At 69.6% G+C, this 19548-nt stretch carries 15 protein-coding genes, 1 tRNA gene and 3 pseudogenes; 10 read left to right on the top strand and 9 right to left on the bottom strand.

The window, feature by feature from the left end; genetic code table 11:
• Position 1 precedes the first annotated feature (1 nt).
• Positions 2 to 1402 carry a hypothetical protein gene (locus K6K41_RS15265; protein WP_261401237.1) on the top strand — a complete coding sequence of 467 codons (1401 nt, stop codon included), beginning with the start codon at positions 2 to 4 and terminating at the stop codon, positions 1400 to 1402.
• Here the strand turns inward: K6K41_RS15265 and rimM are convergent.
• From rimM to hrpB, 4 genes are all read right to left on the bottom strand, one after another.
• On the bottom strand, positions 1290 to 1841 hold the full coding sequence (rimM, locus tag K6K41_RS15260; RefSeq protein ID WP_261401236.1) for a ribosome maturation factor RimM: 552 nt from the start codon (positions 1839 to 1841) through the stop codon (positions 1290 to 1292). The two genes, K6K41_RS15265 and rimM, sit on opposite strands and share 113 nt — an antisense overlap.
• 235 nt (positions 1842 to 2076) lie before the next feature.
• Positions 2077 to 2424: a 30S ribosomal protein S16 gene (gene rpsP, locus K6K41_RS15255; RefSeq protein WP_261401235.1), complete on the bottom strand. Its 348-nt coding sequence runs from the start codon at positions 2422 to 2424 to the stop codon at positions 2077 to 2079.
• A 137-nt stretch (positions 2425 to 2561) separates the two neighbouring features.
• The gene (gene ffh, locus K6K41_RS15250) at positions 2562 to 4094 is read right to left on the bottom strand and encodes a signal recognition particle protein (protein WP_261401234.1); all 1533 of its coding nucleotides are present in this window, start codon (positions 4092 to 4094) and stop codon (positions 2562 to 2564) included.
• 713 nt (positions 4095 to 4807) lie between these two features.
• Positions 4808 to 7279: an ATP-dependent helicase HrpB gene (gene hrpB, locus K6K41_RS15245; RefSeq protein WP_261401233.1), complete on the bottom strand. Its 2472-nt coding sequence runs from the start codon at positions 7277 to 7279 to the stop codon at positions 4808 to 4810.
• A gap of 73 nt (positions 7280 to 7352) precedes the next feature.
• Between hrpB and ppa the strand changes: the two genes are divergently transcribed.
• The gene (gene ppa / locus K6K41_RS15240) at positions 7353 to 7892 is read left to right on the top strand and encodes an inorganic diphosphatase (protein WP_261401232.1); all 540 of its coding nucleotides are present in this window, start codon (positions 7353 to 7355) and stop codon (positions 7890 to 7892) included.
• Between the two features lie 198 nt (positions 7893 to 8090).
• On the opposite strand, the gene lptE is transcribed toward ppa, so the two are convergent.
• Together lptE and leuS are read right to left on the bottom strand one after the other, a co-directional pair.
• Entirely contained in the window at positions 8091 to 8600 is a 510-nt protein-coding gene (lptE, locus tag K6K41_RS15235; RefSeq protein WP_261401231.1) for an LPS assembly lipoprotein LptE, read from the bottom strand.
• Between the two features lie 28 nt (positions 8601 to 8628).
• Positions 8629 to 11253 (bottom strand): annotated as a pseudogene (leuS, locus tag K6K41_RS15230) (leucine--tRNA ligase).
• A gap of 202 nt (positions 11254 to 11455) precedes the next feature.
• On the opposite strand from leuS, the pseudogene K6K41_RS15225 reads away from it, so the two are divergent.
• Both K6K41_RS15225 and K6K41_RS15220 read left to right on the top strand, forming a co-directional pair.
• Positions 11456 to 11761 (top strand): annotated as a pseudogene (locus K6K41_RS15225) (VapC toxin family PIN domain ribonuclease); the annotation flags it as partial.
• 102 nt (positions 11762 to 11863) lie between these two features.
• Positions 11864 to 12538 carry a YggS family pyridoxal phosphate-dependent enzyme gene (locus K6K41_RS15220; RefSeq protein ID WP_261405747.1) on the top strand — a complete coding sequence of 225 codons (675 nt, stop codon included), beginning with the start codon at positions 11864 to 11866 and terminating at the stop codon, positions 12536 to 12538.
• A 435-nt stretch (positions 12539 to 12973) separates the two neighbouring features.
• Here K6K41_RS15220 and K6K41_RS15215 read toward each other — a convergent pair whose 3' ends face one another.
• The 3 genes from K6K41_RS15215 to K6K41_RS15205 all read right to left on the bottom strand — a co-directional run bounded on the left by K6K41_RS15215 (position 12974) and on the right by K6K41_RS15205 (position 13997).
• The gene (locus tag K6K41_RS15215; protein ID WP_261401230.1) at positions 12974 to 13453 is read right to left on the bottom strand and encodes a tellurite resistance TerB family protein; all 480 of its coding nucleotides are present in this window, start codon (positions 13451 to 13453) and stop codon (positions 12974 to 12976) included.
• Positions 13454 to 13548: 95 nt separating this feature from the next.
• A tRNA-Thr gene (locus tag K6K41_RS15210) sits at positions 13549 to 13624 on the bottom strand.
• Positions 13625 to 13718: 94 nt separating this feature from the next.
• Entirely contained in the window at positions 13719 to 13997 is a 279-nt protein-coding gene (locus K6K41_RS15205; RefSeq protein ID WP_261401229.1) for a BolA family protein, read from the bottom strand.
• A gap of 134 nt (positions 13998 to 14131) precedes the next feature.
• Here K6K41_RS15205 and K6K41_RS15200 point away from each other — a divergent pair, with 134 nt between their 5' ends.
• From K6K41_RS15200 to K6K41_RS15175, 6 genes and pseudogenes are all read left to right on the top strand, one after another.
• Positions 14132 to 14767: a J domain-containing protein gene (locus K6K41_RS15200; RefSeq protein ID WP_261401228.1), complete on the top strand. Its 636-nt coding sequence runs from the start codon at positions 14132 to 14134 to the stop codon at positions 14765 to 14767.
• A 79-nt stretch (positions 14768 to 14846) separates the two neighbouring features.
• Positions 14847 to 15842 (top strand): cobaltochelatase subunit CobS, encoded by a 996-nt coding sequence (gene cobS, locus K6K41_RS15195; protein ID WP_261401227.1) that lies wholly within the window; start codon positions 14847 to 14849, stop codon positions 15840 to 15842.
• A 12-nt stretch (positions 15843 to 15854) separates the two neighbouring features.
• Positions 15855 to 17750, top strand: a pseudogene (cobT, locus tag K6K41_RS15190) (cobaltochelatase subunit CobT).
• Positions 17747 to 17908, top strand: coding sequence for a hypothetical protein (locus tag K6K41_RS15185; RefSeq protein ID WP_261401226.1), 162 nt, complete (start codon positions 17747 to 17749; stop codon positions 17906 to 17908). Before cobT ends, K6K41_RS15185 begins: the two are co-directional and overlap by 4 nt.
• Positions 17899 to 18714 (top strand): esterase-like activity of phytase family protein, encoded by an 816-nt coding sequence (locus K6K41_RS15180; protein ID WP_261401225.1) that lies wholly within the window; start codon positions 17899 to 17901, stop codon positions 18712 to 18714. Before K6K41_RS15185 ends, K6K41_RS15180 begins: the two co-directional genes overlap by 10 nt.
• Before the next feature lie 521 nt (positions 18715 to 19235).
• Positions 19236 to 19493 carry a hypothetical protein gene (locus K6K41_RS15175; protein ID WP_261401224.1) on the top strand — a complete coding sequence of 86 codons (258 nt, stop codon included), beginning with the start codon at positions 19236 to 19238 and terminating at the stop codon, positions 19491 to 19493.
• Positions 19494 to 19548: the final 55 nt, after the last annotated feature.

Genomic DNA, 19548 nt, shown 5'->3' with positions numbered 1-19548 from the left:
CTTGTCCTCCGCGCGCGCCACGGCCGGCGCCATCCAGATCAAGCCGGTCGCCACGCGTGAAGACGTCACGCTGTTCTGGCGCGCGAGCCTCGTGGCGCAGGGCCACGATCCGGCCTTCACGCCGCCGCTGCTGAAAGAGACCGTCGACGTCCTCACCCCCGGCGCGACGCCGTTCGCGCGGGCGAACGAGGGCCAGTCTTTCGTCGCCCTGCGAGGCGGCGAACCCGTGGGCCGCATCTATGCGGTCAAGCACCACGCGCATCTCGAAAAACACAAAGACGGCGCAGGCCATTTCGGCTTCATCGAAGCCATAGACGACGACGCCGTCTGGGACGCGCTGTTCGAGGCCGCGGCCGCTTTCCTGCGCGAGAAGGGCCTCACCAAGATCGGCGGGCCCTACAGCGCCTCGGTCAATCACGAATGCGGGCTGCAGGTGGAAGGGTTCGGCGCGCGCTCGACCACCCACACCAACTACGCCCCGCCATACTACGCCGCGCAGCTCACGCGTCTCGGCTTCCGGCCCGTGAAGGACATCATGGGCTATGAGGGGGATCTGGCGACCAGCCGCCTCCCGCAGCGGGTCGCCAAGGCCCGCGCGAAGTGGAGCGACAGCCCCAACCTCGTGCTGAAGCCCGCCGTCGGCCCCGACGCGCTCGCCGCCGTCAACGACGTCTACAACGACGCCTGGTCGCACAATTGGGGCTCGGTGCCGACCATGCTGGAGGAGGCCAAGTTCCTCGCCGAGATGGCCGCCGACATCATGCCGAAGGACTGGGCGACGCTCGCCTACTGGTTCGACCGGCCGATCGGGGTGCTGTGCATGGCGCCGGACCTCAACGAGGCGATCCGCGACCTCAAGGGCCGGCTCGTTCCCTTCGGCTGGGCGAAGCTGCTCTGGCGCCTCAAGGTCTCAGGGGTCAGCCGAACCCGCGTGCCGATCATCGGCGTGCGCCACGCCTATCGCGGCACGCGCGTCGGCGCGATGGCGGCCTCGGCGCTGCTCGCCGACGCGGTGCTGAAGGCGCGCGCGGCCGGCATGAAGCGACTGGAAGTGAGCTGGATGCTCGAGGAGAACCGCCCGATCCTCAATCTCGTGCGCGGCATGCCGGCGACCCGTACGAAGGTGTGGCGGCTACGAGAAGGCGCTTTAGCCGCGGCGGCTCGACGTCATGCCCGGCGGCAGCCGGGGTATCCACGACTTGCTGGGAACGTGGAGCGCTACGTTAAAGTCGTGGATACCGAGCAAAGCTCGGGCATGACGACCGAGATGTTCCACGTGGAAATGGGCGCTAGCCGTCCTTGCCGTCGTCAGCGGGCTTCGCGGCTTCGAGCGCGCCTTCGGGCGGCTCGACCACCACGCGCCCGCCCGCGACGTCGACCACCGGAACAACCGCCTTGGTGAACGGCAGCAGCGCGGTGCGGCGTTCGCCCGCGAGGCGGATCTCGATCAGGTCGTCCGCGCCGTAGTTCGGCACGGCCGTCACCTCGCCGACGAGCGTTCCGTCGGCGCGCTCGGCCCGCAGGCCGATCAGGTCGGCGTGGTAGAAGTCGTCCTCGTCGTCGGTCGCGGGCAGTTTCTCGCGAGCGACCGACAACGTCTTGCCCGTCAGCGCCTGGACGGCCTCGCGGGTGGAGACGCCCTCGAAGCGCGCCACCACCATGTCGTCTTTGAGGACGCGCAGCGACGCGACCTTGAGCGTCGCCGGCCCCTCGCCGACGGTGAGCGGGCCGTAGGCCTCAAGCGACAGCGGGTCTTGCGTAAACGTCTTCACCCGCGCCTCGCCGCGCACGCCATGCGGCGCGCCGATCACGGCGATCTGGACGAGGCGGGGAGACACCATGGAGTGGGCCTAGCGTCATCCCGGACGGCGCGACGCGCCAAGCCGGGATCGTCGTCAGAATAAGGCTCGTCATGGTCCGGCTTGACCGGACCATCCACGTCAAACGACGAACTCGACGCCGAAGATGGGTCCTCGGGTCAAGCCCGAGGACGACGGCGGCGGTTCTTGCAGCTCGACGGCGAGACGATCCCGGCTCGGGCTTCGCCCGTCCGGGATGACGTCCTTTAAAGCCGGATTACTCGGCGGCTTCGGCGGCCTTGGCGGCGGCTTCGGCGCGCTCCTGGGCCTTCTTGCCGGGCTCGGCCTTCTTCGGGTTGTTGCGCGCTTCGCGCTTCAGCAGGCCCGCGGCGTCGAGGAAGCGATGGACGCGGTCGGTCGGGGTCGCGCCCTTGGCGAGCCACTCCTTGGCCTTCTCGAGGTCGAGCACGACGCGATCGGCCGCTTCCTTGTCGAGCAGCGGGTTGAACGAGCCGATGCGCTCGATGAAGCGGCCGTCACGCGGGTAGCGCGAGTCGGCGACGACGATGCGGTAGAACGGGCGCTTCTTGGCGCCGCCGCGGGCGAGGCGAATCTTCAGGGCCATTTCAGTCTTCCTTCTTCAATTCTCGTCATCCCGGACGGCCTTGGCCGATCCGGGATCGTTTTCAGGATCTACGTCGCTTCCGGAGAACGTCTCCCGGCTCTGCGCTCGCGCTTCGGCCGGGATGACGCCTCAGTTCCTCACTTCTTCTTCCCAAGCCCCGGGAAGCCGCCCAATCCGGGAAGCTTCGGGCCGGCGCCCAGGCCCGGGAAGGTCGGCGGAATGCCGCCGCCGCCCGGAAAACCGGGGGGAAGGCCTTGCGGCATCTTCCCCTGCTTCAATTCCTCCATCGCCTCCGGCGGGATCTGCGGCGCAGCCCCGCCGAAGCCGAGCGCGGCGCCGAGACCGGCGAGGGGCCCGCGGCCGGACTTCCCGGCCTTGCCCATCATCTTCATCATGTCGGCCATCTGCCGATGCATCTTGAGGAGCTTGTTGACGTCCTCGACCTTGGAGCCCGAGCCCGCGGCGATGCGCTTCTTGCGGGAGGCCTTCAGGATGTCGGGGTTGCGCCGCTCGTCCTTGGTCATCGAGTCGATGATCGCGGCCTGCCGCTTGAACACGCTCTCGTCGATGTTGGCGCCGGCCATCTGCTTCTTGAGATTGGCGACGCCCGGCATCATCGACATCACGCCCGACATGCCGCCGAGCTTCTGCATCTGGCTCAGCTGGCCCTTCAGGTCGTTCAGGTCGAACTGACCCTTGCGCATCCGCTCGGCGGCCTTCTGGGCCTGCTCGGCGTCAATCGAGGCCGCCGCCTTCTCGACGAGCGCGACGACGTCGCCCTGGCCGAGGATGCGGTTCGCCACGCGGCGGGGATCGAACTCGTCGACCTGGTCGAAGCGCTCGCCGACGCCCACGAGCTTGATGGGCTTGCCGGTGACGGCGCGCATCGAGAGCGCGGCGCCGCCGCGGCCGTCGCCGTCGAGGCGGGTGAGAACGAGGCCGGTGATGCCGAGCGCGGCGTCGAAGGCGCGGGCGGTCGTCACCGCGTCCTGGCCGGTCAGCGCGTCGGCGACCAGCAGCACCTCATGCGGGTTGACGGCCTTCTTGACCTCGACGACCTCGGCCATGAGGGCGTCGTCGAGCGTGGTGCGGCCGGCTGTGTCGAGCAGCACCACGTCGTAGCCGCCGAGCCGGCCCGCCTCCATGGCGCGCTTGGCGATCTGCACCGCGGTCTGGCCGGCGACGATCGGGAGCGTGGCGACCTCGGTCTGCTTGCCGAGGGTGGCCAACTGCTCCATCGCGGCGGGACGGCGCGTGTCGAGCGAGGCCATCAGGACCTTGCGCTTCTCCCGCGTCGTCAGGCGCTTGGCGATCTTGGCCGTCGAGGTCGTCTTGCCCGAGCCCTGCAGGCCGACCATCAGGATCGGCACGGGGGCGGCGGCCGCAAGGCTGATCCCTTGCGCGTCCGAGCCCAGCATGGCGACGAGCTCGTCATGGACGATCTTGACGACCATCTGGCCGGGCGTGACCGACTTCACGACCTCGACGCCGACGGCGCGTTCCTTGACCTTGTCGACGAAGCTCCGCGCGACCTCGAGCGCGACGTCGGCCTCGAGCAGCGCGCGGCGGACCTCGCGCATCGCCTCGGCGACGTCGCCCTCGGTGAGGGCGCCGCGCCGGGTGAGCCGGTCGAGAATGCCGCCGAGGCGGTCCTGCAGAGCGTCGAACATCAGGTCGTTTGTCCTGTTCGACGAGGTTCGCCCCAACGCAAAACGCGCCCGCGGGCGCGACGCGCTGGCGGACGTTGACCCTGCGAACTCAAGGGATCGGAGGGCTTTGCGGGAGGACTGGCCTCGTCAGATGGGACGAGCCCTACAGGGAAAGGCCGGGAAAATCAATGCTCGGCGCGCGAGGCGCCGGATCCGCCGCCCGTCATCCCGGCCGAAGAGCCGGGATCCAGAACCGAAACGTCGCCGCGAAAGGCTCGACCGGCGTCGGTTCTGGATCCCGGGTCAGGCCCGGGATGACGGGTTCGGGCTCACGCGCCCTCTCGAACGGCGGCCCTCGCCGTCCGCGCCTGCGCCTGCTTCGTCGCAGCGGCGAACGCCGGATCCGCAGCCGGTCATCCCGGCCGAAGAGCCGGGATCCAGAACCGAGACGTCGCCGCGAACGGCTCGACCGGCGTCGGTTCTGGATCCCGGGTCAGGCCCGGGATGACGGGTTCGGGGTCATGCGCCCTCTCGAACGGCGGCCCTCGCCGTCCGCGCCTGCCCCGCTTCGTCGCAGCGGCGATCGCCGGATCCGCCCGCCCGTCATCCCGGCCGGAGAGCCGGGATCCAGAACCGAAACGTCGCCGCGAAAGGCTCGACCGGCGTCGGTTCTGGATCCCGGGTCAGGCCCGGGATGACGGGTTCGGGCTCACGCGCCTTCTCGAACGGCGGCCTCACGTCCCGCGCGGCTTCGCTCGCGTCGTGGGCGCCGCGTTCGCCGGATCCTCGGGCCATGGATGCCTCGGATAGCGCCCGCGCATCTCGGCGCGCACGTCGCGCCAGGAGCCGGCCCAGAAGCCCGGCAGGTCGCGCGTCACCTGGATGGGCCGGCGCGCCGGCGAGGTCAGCCGCAGCGTCAGCGGCAGGCGGCCGCCCGCGATGGACGGATGGCGCGCAAGACCGAACAGCTCCTGCACCCGGATCTCGATCGCGGGCGCGTCCTCGCCCGCATAGTCGATCGGGACGGTGGAGCCGGTCGGCGCTTCAAAGTGGCTCGGCGCCTCGGCGTCGAGACGGCGACGGAGATCGTAAGGCACGAGCGCCGACAGCGCGTTTCCGAGGTCGTCGGCTCCGACGTCGCGGAGCGCCGTCGCGTCGCCGATGAACGGCGCCAGCCACTCGGCGGCGTTCGCCGACAGCGCTTCATCGGAAAGGTCCGGCCAGCCGCCGTCGGGCTCGGCGTTCGCGAGGAACCCGACGCGGGCCCGCAGCGCCCGCGCGGCGTCGCTCCAGGGCAGGCGGTCGATCCCGCGCCGGGCGAGGCCCTCCGCCAGCGCCGCCGCGGTCTCGGGCGACGGCTTCACCGTCAGCGGCCGCTCGCCGAGCGTGATCGCGCCGAGCTTGCGCCGCGCCCGTCCACGGACGGCGGCCACGGCCTCGTCGAACTCGACCTCCTCGCGCGACTGGACGCCGTCGCCGGCGGCCTCCACCGCCTCCGCCTCGGTCAGCGCCGCCGCGAGGAGGATGCGCCCCTGCTGCGCGACGCCGGTGAGATCAAGCACGGCGAGGAACGGCTCGCGCGCGAGCGCTTCCGTTTCATCGAGCGCCGCGCCGCGGCCGTTGGCGAGCAGGAACTGCCCCGGACGCCCGCCGCGCGCCTTGGCGATCCGGTCCGGAAAGCCTTTCGCCGCCACCAGGCCTGCGCGAGAGACGTCGATCGCGCCGGGCTTTCCGCCGGCGGCGCGAAGCCATGTTTCGGAGAGGCGCCGCGCGTCCTCGGCTCTTGGGCCGCGTTCGCGCAAGAAGCGGTCGAGCCGGCGGCCGAGGTCGGGACCATCGCCCCCGAGGCCGCGCTCGACGGCGAGCAGCGCCACGGCGGCCGCGAGCGGTCCGTCGCCCTCCGGAACGGCGTCGAGCAGCATGCCGGCGAGCCGCGGCGGCAGGGCGATCGAGCGGATTTTCTCGCCGCGCTCCGTCAGCCGTCCGTCGGCGTCGAGCGCGCCGAGCGAGGCGAGCGAGGCGCGCGCCTCGGCGAGAGCCGACGCCGGCGGCGGATCGAGAAAAGCGAGCGTCGCGGGGTCCGAGACGCCCCAGGCCGCGAGGTCGAGCAGGAAGGAGCCGAGGTCGGAGGCCAGGATCTCGGGCTCGGCGAAAGGAGGCAGGCTGGCGGTCGCGGCCTCTTCCCAGAGGCGGTAGCAGACGCCGGGCTCGGTGCGCCCCGCGCGGCCGCGGCGCTGATCGACGGCGGCGCGGGAGGCGCGGGCGGTCTCGAGCCGCGTGATCCCGAGCGACGCCTCGTGGCGGGGCACGCGCGCGAGCCCGCAGTCGACGACGATGCGCACGCCCTGGATCGTGAGCGAGGTCTCGGCGATCGAGGTCGCGAGCACGACCTTGCGGGCGCCGGGCTCGGCCGGCGCGACGGCGCGGTCCTGCTGGCGCGGATCGAGCCCGCCATGAAGCTCGACGACCTCGACGGATCCGGCGAGCCCCTCCAGCCGCTCGGCCGTGCGGCGGATCTCGGCGCGGCCCGGCAGGAAGGCGAGAACGCTTCCCGTCTCCTCGGCGAGCGCGCGGCGGATCGCCGAGGCCGTCGCGTCCTCGACCCTTGCGCGCGGATCGCGGGGAAGGTGGCGGGTCTCGACCGGAAAGGCGCGGCCCTGGCTTTCGATCACCTGAGCCGACGGTCCGAGCAGCCGCGCGACGCGCGCGCCGTCGAGGGTCGCGGACATCACAAGCACGCGAAGATCCTCGCGCAGTCCGGATTGCGCGTCGAGCGCGAGCGCGAGGCCGAGATCGGCGTCCAACGAGCGCTCGTGGAACTCGTCGAACAGCACCGCGGCGACCCCCGCAAGCTCCGGGTCGTCGACGATCATGCGGGCGAAGACGCCGTCGGTGACGACCTCGATCCGGGTCCTCGCCGAAACCTTCGAGCCGAGCCGGACCCGAAGGCCGACCGTCTCCCCGACTGACTCCCCAAGGGTTTGCGCCATGCGCGCCGCCGCCCCGCGGGCCGCGAGCCGGCGCGGCTCCAGCACGAGGATCTTGCCGTCGCCCCGCCAGGGAGCGGAAAGCAGCGCGAGCGGAACCCGCGTCGTCTTGCCCGCGCCGGGCGGCGCGACGACCACCGCCGAGGGCCCCGCGGCGAGCGCCGCCATCAGGCCCGGGAGCGCCTCGTCGACCGGCAGGGCCGCCGCGGCCTCAACCATTGCACCATCCGGCGGTTGCCCGCGGCCGCAGGCCTCCGCTAGAGAGACTGCGACACCTCAGGGAAGAGCTCAAATGCGTATCGAACACATCGCGATCGGCAACAATCCGCCGGCCGACGTCAACGTCATCATCGAGGTGCCGATCGGCGGCGAGCCCATCAAGTACGAGATGGACAAGGAAGCCGGCACGCTCGTCGTCGACCGCTTCCTCTACACCTCGATGCGCTACCCGGGGAACTACGGCTTCGTGCCCCACACGCTCTCCGACGACGGCGACCCGATCGACGTGCTGGTGGCCAACACCCGCGCCATCGTGCCGGGCGCGATCATCAACTGCCGCCCGGTCGGCGTCTTCAAGATGGAGGACGAGAAGGGGCAGGACGAGAAGATCATCGCGGTGCCCTCGCCGAAGCTGACGCGCCGCTATGAGGGAATCACCAACTACACCCAGCTGCCCGATATTCTGCTCAGCCAGATCAGCCACTTCTTCGAGCACTACAAGGACCTCGAGGGCGACAAGTGGGTGAAGGCGCTCGGCTGGGGCGACGCCGAGGAGGCGCAGCGCATGATCGTCGAGGCGATCGACCGCGCCAAGGCCGCTAAGAAGGGCTGAGGCTGGCGAAGGGCTGATCTCGTCGGAGAGCGGCGCGCCGGCCCCCTCCTCCACCCTGCGGGTGGTCCCCCTCCTCCGCTGACGCAGGGGAGGATCCGCGCGCAGCGCGAGAGGTCTTAGTTTGATCCTCCCCTGCGAAGCGGGGAGGACCATGCGGAGCATGGCGGAGGGAGCGGCAGCCGCCCTCTCCGCGCGAAATTACTTCCCCGTGGCGAAATAGGCCTGCAGGCGGGCGCGGATGCGCTCGGAGAGCTGGACCGCCGCCCGGTCTTCGGCGTCACGCTCCGCGCGCACGTTCGCGAAACGCTGAAGGCCGCTCGAATAGGTCGCGGTCGCGACCGTATGGCCCGTGGCGATCGGATCGAGCGTCCCGGCGCGGGTCAGGTCGTAGTCGGCGGTGAGCGAGATGGTCCGGGTCTGCGGAATGTCGGCGAGCGGGTCGACGACCGCAGACTGGCCGTATTCCTTGAGCCGGATGGTGAGCCGGTAGGCCGTCGGACCCGCCGCGCCGCCGCCCCGCAGGGCGAAGATCAGCTCGTTGCGGAGCTTTCCGCCGACCCGGCCCTCGAGCGGCTTCACGTCGACCGCGGCGAGCTCGGTCGCGACGTCGCCGCCGCCCGAGAAGGTCTTCGAGGTCACCGCAGGCGCGGTTCCGCCGCCATAGACCGGGCGGAAGCAGCCGGCGAGGCCGAGGGCGAGAACGCCCACGACGGCGAGCCGGGCGAACGCAGTCCCATTACGCGACCACATTGACGATCCTCCGGGGCACCACGATGACCTTGCGGATGGGCTTGTCGCCGACCGCCTTCGCGACCGATTCGAGCGCCCGCACCATAGCTTCGATGTCCGCGGCGCTCGCGTCGACAGGCGCGACGAGCTCATCCCGCTTCTTTCCGTTGACCTGCACCGGCAGCGTGACTGTGTCGGACGCCAAAAGCGCGGGATCGGCCGCCGGCCACGCCGTCTCGGCCACCAGCGTCTCGTGGCCGAGCGCGCCCCAGGCCTCTTCGGCCAGATGCGGCGTGAAGGGCGCGACGATCTGGACGAGAATCTCGGCCGCCTCGCGCAGCGCGAAAGCCATGCCTTCGTCCGGCGTCTCCGCCGACTGGAGCGCCTGGCTCAGCGCGTTCGACAGCTCGTTGATGGCCGCTATGCAGATGTTGAAGTGGAAGCGCTCGACGCCGTCGCCGACGCGCGAGAGCGCGCCATGGGCGGCGCGGCGGAGCGCGGTGGCGGCTTCGCTCAATTCGGCCGGAGCCGCCGCGCCGACAAGCGCGCCCTTGGCCGCGGCTTCATTCGCGAGCCGCCAGATGCGCTGCACGCGCTTCGAGGCGCCGTCGACGCCGGCCTCGGTCCAGATCACGTCGCGGTCGGGCGGGCTGTCCGACAGCACGAACCAGCGCGCGGTGTCGGCCCCGTAGGTCTCGATGATGTCGTTGGGGTCGACGACGTTCTTCTTCGACTTCGACATCTTCTCGATCGAGCCGATCTCGACCGGCTCGCCGTTCGAGAGCTTCGTCGCCGAGCGGACGCCGTCGGCCTCGCTCAGCCGGATGTCGGCCGGCGCGACCCAGGCTCCGGACGCGTCCTTGTAGGTCTCGTGGACCACCATCCCTTGCGTGAAGAGACCGGCGAACGGCTCCTCGACGCCGACATGGCCGGTGGCCTGCATTGCGCGGGTGAAGAAGCGCGCATAGAGCAGGTGCAGGATCGCGTGCTCGACGCCGCCGATATACTGGTCGACCGGCAGGAAGCGGTTGGCGACCTCTGGCTCCGTCGGCGTCGTCGCGTGCGGCGAGGTGAAGCGCGCGAAGTACCAGGACGAGTCCACGAAGGTGTCCATCGTGTCGGTCTCGCGCCGGGCGGGGGCGCCGCAGCTCGGACAGGGCACGTTGCGCCAGGCGTCGTCGCGGTCGAGCGGATTGCCGGGCCGGTCGAACGAGACCTCTTCGGGTAGCCGCACGGGCAGCTGGTCGATCGGGACCGGGACCACGCCGCAGGCGTCGCAATGGATGATCGGGATGGGCAGCCCCAGTAGCGCTGGCGGCTGACGCCCCAGTCGCGCAGGCGCCAGTTCACCTTGCGCTGCGCCACCGGCGTCGCGTCGAGCGTCTCGGCCTCGAGGCGGCGGGCGACCTCCTCCTTGGCGTCGTCGACCGACATTCCGTCGAGGAACTGCGAGTTCACGAGGACGCCGTCGCCGTCATAGGCGCTCGTCTCGATCAGCGAGGCGGGATCTGCGCCTTCGGGCGCCACCACCGGGGTGATGGGCAGGCCGTATTTCGACGCGAAATCGTAGTCGCGCTGGTCATGCGCCGGGCAGCCGAAGATCGCGCCCGTGCCGTAGTCCATGAGCACGAAGTTCGCGACATAGACCGGGACTTCCCACGCCGGATCGAACGGGTGGCGAACCTTGAGGCCGGTGTCGTAGCCCTTCTTTTCCGCCGTCTCCAGCACGGCGACGCTCGTGCCGGCGCGGCGGCATTCGTCGGAGAAGGCCTTCAGCTCGGGATCGACCTCGGCGAGCGCGAGCGCCGTCGGGTGGTCGGGCGAAAGCGCCAGAAAGCTCGCGCCGAACAGCGTGTCGGGACGGGTGGTGTAGACCTCGATCTCGGTCGCGGGGCTTCCGCCGTGGCCGGCGTCGCGCGCCCACCTCCCAGCGGACCAGCAGCCCTTCGGAGCGGCCGATCCAGTTCTTCTGCATGGTCCGGACTTTTTCGGGCCAGCGCGGCAGATCGTCGAGCGCGCCGAGCAGACTGTCCGAAAAGTCGGTGATCTTCAAGAACCACTGGGTCAGCTCGCGCTGCTCGACGAGCGCGCCCGAGCGCCAGCCGCGGCCGTCGATGACCTGCTCGTTGGCCAGCACCGTGTTGTCGACCGGATCCCAGTTCACCTTCGACTTGCGCCGATAGGCGAGGCCGGCCTTCAGGAAGTCGAGGAACAGGGCCTGCTGCTGCGCGTAATATTCAGGATCGCAGGTCGCGATCTCGCGGGACCAGTCGAGCGACAGGCCGATCGACTTCAGCTGGTCGCGCATGGTGGCGATGTTGTCGTAGGTCCAGGCCTTCGGGTGGACCTTGCGCTCCATCGCGGCGTTCTCGGCCGGCAGCCCGAACGCGTCCCAGCCCATCGGGTGGAGCACCGAAAAACCCTTGGCGCGCTTGTAGCGCGCGACCACGTCGCCCATCGCGTAGTTGCGGACATGGCCCATGTGGATGCGCCCCGACGGATAGGGGAACATCTCGAGCACGTAATAGCTCGGGCGGCCGTCGTCGGCGCCCGTCTCGAACAACCGCTTCTCGTTCCATGCGGCCTGCCACTTCGGCTCGGCCTCGCGCGCGTTGTAGCGCTCCGTCGTCATCAGCTTTTTACGCCAGTCTTGTCGTGGAGGTGGGACGCGAACGCCCGCCCGAAGGCGCGCGGACCTTGGCGCGAAACGAAGCGGGCGGTCAACAGAATGCGGGGCCGCCCGGACGTCCGAGGCGCGCCGTTGCCCGGCGGGCACGGCTGGCGGGGATATGCAGTCGAGATTATATGGATATTCATGAGCGGGAGGCGCGTCCGTGATCGTCGCGATCTTGTCTCACGAGCCGGACGGCGACGAGCTCGTCGACCGGATTGAGGTCGCGGCGCGGCCCCTGTACTTTTCAGCCGTGAGCGTGTTCGAAGCCACGTTCGGCCTCGTCCGCAAGAAAACGCCTTTGGGCCGGCGCGCCGACGCCGCGACCATCGCCGAAGCGCACGCGATCGTCCGCGATTTTCTCGACAGGATCGGGGCGGAAGAAACCTCGGTCGACGGCGCCGCCGCCATCGAGGCGGCCGCCCGCTTCGGCAAGATCGCGGGCCATCCCGCGCAGTTGAACATGGGCGACTGCTTCGCCTACGCCTGCGCCCGCGCCAAGCACGCGCTCTTGCTCTACAAGAGCGACGCTTCGCCCGCACCGACATCGCTTCGGCCTGAAAGGCCCCTTGTGACCGACGTCTCCGAAAACCTCTCCGCCGCGCTCCACCAGATCCGCCGCGCCGAGCGCGCCGCAGGCCGCCCCGAAGGCGCGACGACGCTCGTCGCGGTGTCGAAAACGTTCGACGCGGTCGACGTCGAGCCGGCGCTTGCGGCCGGCCACCGCGTCTTCGGCGAGAACCGGGTGCAGGAGGCGCAGGGCAAGTGGCCGGCGCTGCGCGCGCTTCATCCCGGCGTCGAGCTTCATCTCATCGGCCCGCTCCAGTCCAACAAGGCCGCCGACGCTGTCGCGCTGTTCGACGTGATCCACACCGTCGACCGGCCGAAGATCGCCCGCGCGCTTCACGCCGAGATGGAGCGGCAGCACCGCCGGCCGGCGGTGTTCGTGCAGGTGAATGTCGGCGAGGAGGAGCAGAAGGCCGGCTGCGCGCCTGCCGAGACGGACGCGCTCGTCGCCCTCGCCCGCGACGAGCTCGGCATGGAGGTGGCCGGACTCATGTGCATCCCGCCCTTCGACGAGCCGCCCGCGCCCTATTTCGCGCTGCTGCAGAAGCTTGCGCGGCGCAACGGACTCGAGGGGCTGTCGATGGGCATGAGCGCCGATTACGCCGAAGCGATCGCGTTCGGCGCGACCCATGTGCGCGTCGGCTCCGCGATTTTCGGAACGCGACCGAAGCCGGAGTGACGGGCCGCCCAGGTCCCCGCCTCGAGCCGGGACCCGGGAGCGCCGCAGGATCCAAGTCCGGGACGATCGCGACGCGCGTCCGTCCCCGCTCTCCCGTCGGGCGGGAGAGGCGGGGCGGCGGCAGTCATTGCTCGGAGAGACAGGCCGGACCGGGCCCGAAAGGTTCGATCCGGAAGGGGGGTCGCCGGGGTCGGAAACGCCCCCCTCCCGGCCGAACGGATGCCGGTACGCATAAACCAGATCCGGCTGACGGGATCATCGCAAACGGCTTGCCAACCCTAATGGCGCCGAAACCATACGAGATATAGCGCCCTGACTGGGTCGAGCGCCCATATATTGTGGCGTCGACGCGGCGCTCTCGCAAACGGCGTCGCATTTTGCGAAAACCCTCGCAGCTTGCGAGAGACAGCCGTCCCGATACGGATCACCCGTCGTTCAGGCGGGCTCCGCGGCTCCGAGGGGCTTGGCGCGGGCGGCGATGCGGCGCTTGAGCTCCACGCGCTCGCGGTCCGAGACCCCGAGAAGGTCGGCGGCGCGCCAGACGATGTTGTCCTCGAGCTCGTGGGCGGCGCCGTCCGCGAACACGATCTCCCACATCATCTCGACCACGCCCGCGCGCCCTTGCGCGTCGAGCGAGCGCTTCAGCACGCTCGTGAAGCCATAGAGGTCGACGGCGTCGGCCTCGCGGCGACGGCCGGCCTCGATGAGCTCGGCGGTCTCGTGTTCGTCGAGCGCGAAGCGCGCCTTCAGGACGTCGTGCAGGGCGATTTTCTCGCTCTCGCTCGCGACGCCGTCGGCGGAGACGAGGTTGACGAGAAGCGCCGCGGCCGCGACCCGGTGATCGTCGAGCGCGAACTCGTCGTGCTCGGACGCGCCGGTGAGGTCGGAGAGGAGACGGCGAAGCTGATCGAGCATGGCTGGCGGTTCCGGAGGGCCGGCCTCCTAAACGCGCGCGGAGGCGCTTGGTTGCGCGAGCCCCAGGCCTAAGTTGTCGCAGCTGAAGAGGAATCTGGTGCCGCAAGAGGGACTCGAACCCCCGACCCCGTCATTACGAATGACGTGCTCTACCAGCTGAGCTATTGCGGCGCCGGCGCACGCTGTAGCGAAACCGCCGCCCGGACGCAAGAAGAGGAGACGGATCGGAAGATCTCTCGCCGCGAATTTTGCGGCCGCCGCCCGCTCAAGGCCGTCCCGGCTCCTCCGGAGCGCGCGCGTCGATCGCGAGCGCATGGACCGGGCCCTGGAGCTCGGCCGCCAGCAGCGCGTTGACCTGCCGGTGGCGGTCGACGCGGCTCATTCCCGAAAACGCGCCCGAAACGATGCGGACGCGGAAATGCGTCTCGCCCTCGGGGCGCGCGCCGGCGTGGCCGGCGTGGAGATGGCTCTCGTCCATCACTTCGAGCCGCTCGGGCTTCAGCGCTTCGGTCAGGGTCGCTTCGATGCGGGCGCGGACGCTCATCGGGATCTCCGGCTGTCGGGGCGTCGCGGACATGACGACGCCCGGGCGCGACGTCAAGACCGGCCTGCGCAAGCCCGTTCGGGCCGCCCGAATCCTTGTTCGGCATGCCAGGCGCGGCCATAATGAGCGTCGTGATGAAGCTCGATAGCCCATGGTTCGACCGGATCCGGGTTTCGCGTCCTTCCGAAGAGAAGCGCGCGGAGCCCGAGGTCGCGCAGTGCGACCATCCCGGCTGCCGTGCGGCCGGGCCCCACCGCGCGCCGAAGGGCCGCGGCCGCGAGAACGAGTACTGGCGGTTCTGCCTCGAGCATGTGCGCGCCTACAACCAGTCCTACAATTTCTTCCAGGGGATGTCGGACGACGACCTCAGGGCCTATGAGCGCGAGGCCCATGTCGGCCATCGCCCCACATGGCAGATGGGCCGGGGCGGCGCGTCGGCGGAGACGCGCAACCGCGCCGACCGCTCGCGCGGACGCAACCGCGGCTGGGCGAGCGGGTTCGAATTCGACGACGCCTTCCACATGTTCGACGAGGAGGGCGGCCCGCGCAGCCGTCCCGAACCCAAGCGCGAGCTGAAGAAGGTCGAGCTGAAGTCGCTCGAGGCCATGAACCTCTCCGCCGGCGCGAGCCCGGACGAGATCAAGGCGCGCTACAAGGAGCTCGTGAAGCGCCTCCACCCGGACGCCAATGGCGGCGACCGGAGCACGGAGGAGAAATTGCGCGAGATCATCCAAGCCTATAACTATCTGCGATCCGCCGGCCTTTGCTGACTGACGCACAACCGCGCGCTTCGACTGCGCGCCGCCGGGCCCCGCCGCGCGGGCCCTTTCGCCCGGCTTCGGAGGTCCAATGACTCTGCTCGACGCTCCCTCCGCCGAAGCGGCGCTCCCCGACATGAAGGTGTCGGCCCGCCAGGTCTTCGGGATCGACAGCGATCTCGAGATTCCGGCCTTCGGCGAGGCCCGCGGCGCGGTCCCGGACCTCGATCCCGACTACCTGTTCGACCACGACACCACGCTCGCGATCCTCGCCGGCTTCTCGCGCAATCGCCGCGTGATGGTCACCGGCTATCACGGCACCGGCAAGTCGACCCACATCGAGCAGGTGGCCGCGCGCCTCAACTGGCCCTGCATCCGCGTCAATCTCGACAGCCATGTCAGCCGCATCGACCTGATCGGCAAGGACGCGATCGTTTTGAAGGACGGCCAGCAGGTCACCGAATTCCGCGACGGCATCCTGCCCTGGGCGCTGCAGAACAACGTCGCGCTGGTGTTCGACGAATACGACGCCGGCCGCCCCGACGTGATGTTCGTGATCCAGCGCGTGCTGGAGCAGTCCGGCAAGCTCACGCTGCTCGACCAGCGCAAGGTCATCCGCCCGCATCCGGCGTTCCGCCTGTTCGCCACCGCCAACACGGTCGGCCTCGGCGACACCTCGGGCCTCTATCACGGCACCCAGCAGATCAATCAGGGCCAGATGGACCGCTGGTCGATCGTCACGACGCTGAACTATCTGGCGCACGACAAGGAAGTCGACATCGTGCTTGCGAAGTCGCCGCACCATCGCGACCAGCCGAACGGCCGCGACACGGTGTCCAAGATGGTGCGGCTCGCCGACCTCACGCGCCAGGCCTTCATCAACGGCGACCTGTCGACGGTGATGAGCCCGCGCACGGTGATCACCTGGGCCGAGAACGCCGACATCTTCGGCGACCTCGGCTTCGCGTTCCGCCTCACCTTCCTCAACAAGTGCGACGAACTCGAGCGCGGCCTCGTGGCCGAGTTCTACCAGCGCTGCTTCGGCAAGGAGCTGCCGGAAAGCGCGGTCAACGTCGTGATGAGCTGACGCCCGACCCCGGTGAGCATCTCCAACCGAAAGCCCGGCGAAAAGCTCGCGGCCCCGTCCGAACCGCTCAAGCGGTCGATCGGCGCGTGCCTGCGCGCCATCGCGGGCGATCCTGAAGTCGAGGTGACGTTCGCCTCCGAGCGTCCGGCGCTCATGGGCAACAAGGCGCGCCTGCCGGAGCCGCCGCGGCGGCTCGAGGGGCAGGACGTCGCGGTGCTGCGCGGCTACGCCGACAGCATGGCGCTGCGCCTGGCCTGCCACGACCAGACGACCCACGCCAAGCTCGCGCCGCAGGGCGCAGAGGCCCGCGCGGTGTTCGACGCCGTCGAGCAGGCGCGCGTCGAGGCGATCGGCTCGCGGCGGATGGAAGGCGCGGCCGACAATCTGACCGCGATGCTCGAGGACCGCTATCTGCGCGGGCCTTACGCCGAGATCACCGACCGCGCCGACGCGCCGCTGCAGGACGCCGTCGCGCTGATGGTCCGCGAGCGGCTAACCGGCCGCAAACCGCCGGAGGCCGCGCGCAAGATCGTGGAGCTCTGGCGCCCCGTCATCGAGGAGAAGGCCGGCGTCGATCTCTCGCGCCTCGACAAGCTGCTCGAGGACCAGAACGCCTACGCCCGCGCGATCCGCGACATGCTGTCCTCGCTCGACATGGGCGAGGAGCTCGCCTCCGAGCGCGAGCAGGGCGAGCAGGAGGGCGACGCCGACGGCGAGGAGCCGCCTCCCCAGGACGGCGAGGCCGCCGACGCCCCGCAGGCGCCGCCGACGGCGCGGACGAGGCCGAGACGGAAGCCTCCGCCGAGCAAGACGACGACGCCGAGCAGATGGAGGCGGCCGACGCGCCCCCGACCGACTCGCCCGACGACGACGAGCTCGGCGAGGCCGACGAGGCGACCGAGCCGTGGCGGCCGAAGGACGATCCGCGCAAGGATCGCGAGAAGCTCGAATATTCGGCCTTCACCACGAAATTCGACGAGGAGGCGCTCGCCGAGGATCTCTGCGATCCCGAAGAGCTCGCGCGGCTGCGCACCTATCTCGACAAGCAGCTCTCCGCGCTTCAGGGCGTGGTCGGGCGCCTCGCCAACCGGCTGCAGCGGCGCCTGCTCGCCCAGCAGAGCCGCGCCTGGGACTTCGATCTCGAAGAAGGCGTGCTCGACCCCTCGCGCCTCTCGCGCGTCATCACCGATCCGATGAGCGCGCTCTCCTTCATGCGCGAGCGCGACACCGACTTCCGCGACACGGTCGTCACCCTGCTGCTCGACAATTCCGGTTCGATGCGCGGGCGCCCGATCACGGTGGCTGCGACCTGCGCCGACATTCTGGCGCGCACGCTCGAGCGCTGCGGCGTGAAGGTCGAGATCCTCGGCTTCACCACCCGGGCCTGGAAGGGCGGACAGTCGCGCGAGCAATGGCTTGCGAGCGGCAAGCCGATGGCTCCGGGACGCCTCAACGACCTGCGCCACATCATCTACAAGGCGGCCGACGCGCCCTGGCGGCGCACGCGCAAGAACCTCGGCCTGATGATGCGAGAGGGGCTGCTGAAGGAGAACATCGACGGCGAGGCGCTCGAATGGGCGCACAAGCGCCTGCTCGGCCGGCCCGAACAGCGCAAGATCCTGATGGTGATCTCCGACGGCGCGCCGGTCGACGACTCCACGCTCTCGGTCAATCCCGGCAACTTCCTCGAAAAGCACCTGCGCCGGATGATCCATGAGATCGAGAACCGGTCTCCGGTCGAGCTGATCGCGATCGGCATCGGCCACGACGTCACGCGCTATTACAAGCGCGCCGTCACCATCGTGGGACGCCGAGGAGCTCGGCGGCGTTATGACCGAGAAGCTCGCCGAGCTCTTCGACGAGGCCGCGCCCGCGCCGCGGCAGACGGACAGGCGGCGGCTCCATTGAGGCTGCTGGCCGTCGCCGCCCTCATCCTCGCGATCGGCGGCGCGGCCCAGGCCCAGAGCGCCGTCGAGGTGACGGCGACGCCGATCCCCGAATTCGATTTCCGCACCAAGGTCGGCGGCGCTTTCGGGCGCTGGTCTATCTCGGCGGCGTGCAACTGAAATCCTCCGATCCCGACTTCGGCGGGTTGTCGGGCCTGAGGCTCTCGGCCGACGGCTCCCGTTTCACGGCGATCAGCGACCGCGGCAACTGGTTCACGGGCGCGATTGACTATGAGGGCTCGCGGCCGACCGGCGTCTCGAACGTCGAGATCGCTCCGACGCCGGGGCGCGACGGCAAACCCTTGCCGGACAGGCGCGGCTTCGACACCGAGGCGCTCGAGATCGAAGGTAGGACCGCCTGGGTCACGGCCGAGCGCGTCCACTGGCTGACGCGCTACGAGCTCGGCCCGGACGGGCGGCCGGAAGGGGCCGGAAAGGCGGTGGCGCTGCCGCCGGCCTCCGCCAAGGCGCCGTCGAACTCCGGCTACGAGGCGATGGCGCGGCTGGCTTCCGGCGAGATCGCGCTGATCGGAGAGAAGTTTCTCGACGACGACGGCGACAACCGCGGCTTCGTGGTCGGCGGCAAGAAGCCGTTCGAATTCTCGGTCGTGCGCTCGCTCGACTTCTCGCCCACCGACCTCGTCCGCCTGCCGGGCGGCGACCTCGTGCTGCTCGAGCGGCGCTACAAGCCGCCGTTCTCGCTCTCGATCCGGCTGCGGCGGCTGTCCGCCAAGGACATCGAACCCGGCGCGACGCTCGACGGCCCCGTGCTCATGGAGGCGAGCCTCGTTCAGCGCATCGACAATTTCGAGGCGCTCGGCGTTCACCGCTCGCCGGACGGGCGGACCGTGTTGACGCTTGTCTCCGACGACAATTTCTCGCCGCTGCAGAAGACCCTGCTGCTGCAGTTCGCGCTGCCTGACTGACGCGTCTGAAGGTCGGGCGAATTTCGTCCAGTTGATCGCCGATCGGATGAAGTCGCAGTGCCATATGCAAGAACTGCCTTCATCAATTTCATCCAAATTGTCACATATCCGGAACTATCCGCGCGCTCACGCGTTGTTTTGATGTTAAATTCGCGCCTCGTTTTCAGCGACCATGCGGGGACTCATGACTGGTGAAACGCACGGCGTCGGCCAACCGCCAAACGCGGCCGCGCCCTCGAAGTTTTTCTCATCGGATTCTGCAAGAGGCGTCAGCCGGCCTTGTAGGCTCGACCATGAGGTCGAACGACTTCGCGACGGCGTCCGGCCTGCATAACGCGTCGGGCCCGGCCGGGATTTCGCCTTGGGCGTGTTCGGCCCACATCTCGCTATCGCACCACTGAACCGCCGATCCGCGCAACGTCGCGGCGGCTCCAAACGCGCTTGCAGAAAGCCAAGCGTAAAACTCGCGCAAAATACTTTTGTGCAAAATTTGACCGGGGGCCAGAGTGTCGGAAAAGGATTTGCTGATCGCGATCGGGCAAGCGCTCTACGGGGTGTCGTTCTCATCCAACATGGCGCACGACACCCGATACTCGTCGCGCTCGATCCAACGATGGACTTCCGGACAACATCCGGTTCCCCAAGACATGTGGGTGGAGCTGGATCGGATCGCCGAATTCCGGCTCTTTCAGCTTGAAGGCCTGCGCGAGTTGCTGGCGCTCGAATGCGAAGCCGTGCGCGCCGACCGGCTCAAACGAAAAACATCCACGATGCACTGAGGGCGCGCGCGCCTCCCCCCGCTCCCATCCGGGAGCGACGCATGCGCTTGAGGTC

Source organism: Chenggangzhangella methanolivorans (assembly GCF_019797865.1).
Classification (GTDB): domain Bacteria; phylum Pseudomonadota; class Alphaproteobacteria; order Rhizobiales; family Methylopilaceae; genus Methylopila; species Methylopila methanolivorans.
Note: the sequence above shows the minus strand (reverse complement) of the source record. Positions and strands in the feature narration are given on the sequence as shown.

Excerpts from the sequence above, each read along its gene's own strand:
- rimM (WP_261401236.1), bottom strand. The coding sequence starts at position 1,841 with ATGGTGTCTCCCCGCCTCGTCCAGATCGCCGTGATCGGCGCGCCGCAT.
- rpsP (WP_261401235.1), bottom strand. The coding sequence starts at position 2,424 with ATGGCCCTGAAGATTCGCCTCGCCCGCGGCGGCGCCAAGAAGCGCCCG.
- ffh (WP_261401234.1), bottom strand. The coding sequence starts at position 4,094 with ATGTTCGACGCTCTGCAGGACCGCCTCGGCGGCATTCTCGACCGGCTC.
- hrpB (WP_261401233.1), bottom strand. The coding sequence starts at position 7,279 with ATGGTTGAGGCCGCGGCGGCCCTGCCGGTCGACGAGGCGCTCCCGGGC.
- ppa (WP_261401232.1), top strand. The coding sequence starts at position 7,353 with ATGCGTATCGAACACATCGCGATCGGCAACAATCCGCCGGCCGACGTC.
- K6K41_RS15215 (WP_261401230.1), bottom strand. The coding sequence starts at position 13,453 with ATGCTCGATCAGCTTCGCCGTCTCCTCTCCGACCTCACCGGCGCGTCC.
- K6K41_RS15205 (WP_261401229.1), bottom strand. The coding sequence starts at position 13,997 with ATGAGCGTCCGCGCCCGCATCGAAGCGACCCTGACCGAAGCGCTGAAG.
- K6K41_RS15200 (WP_261401228.1), top strand. The coding sequence starts at position 14,132 with ATGAAGCTCGATAGCCCATGGTTCGACCGGATCCGGGTTTCGCGTCCT.
- cobS (WP_261401227.1), top strand. The coding sequence starts at position 14,847 with ATGACTCTGCTCGACGCTCCCTCCGCCGAAGCGGCGCTCCCCGACATG.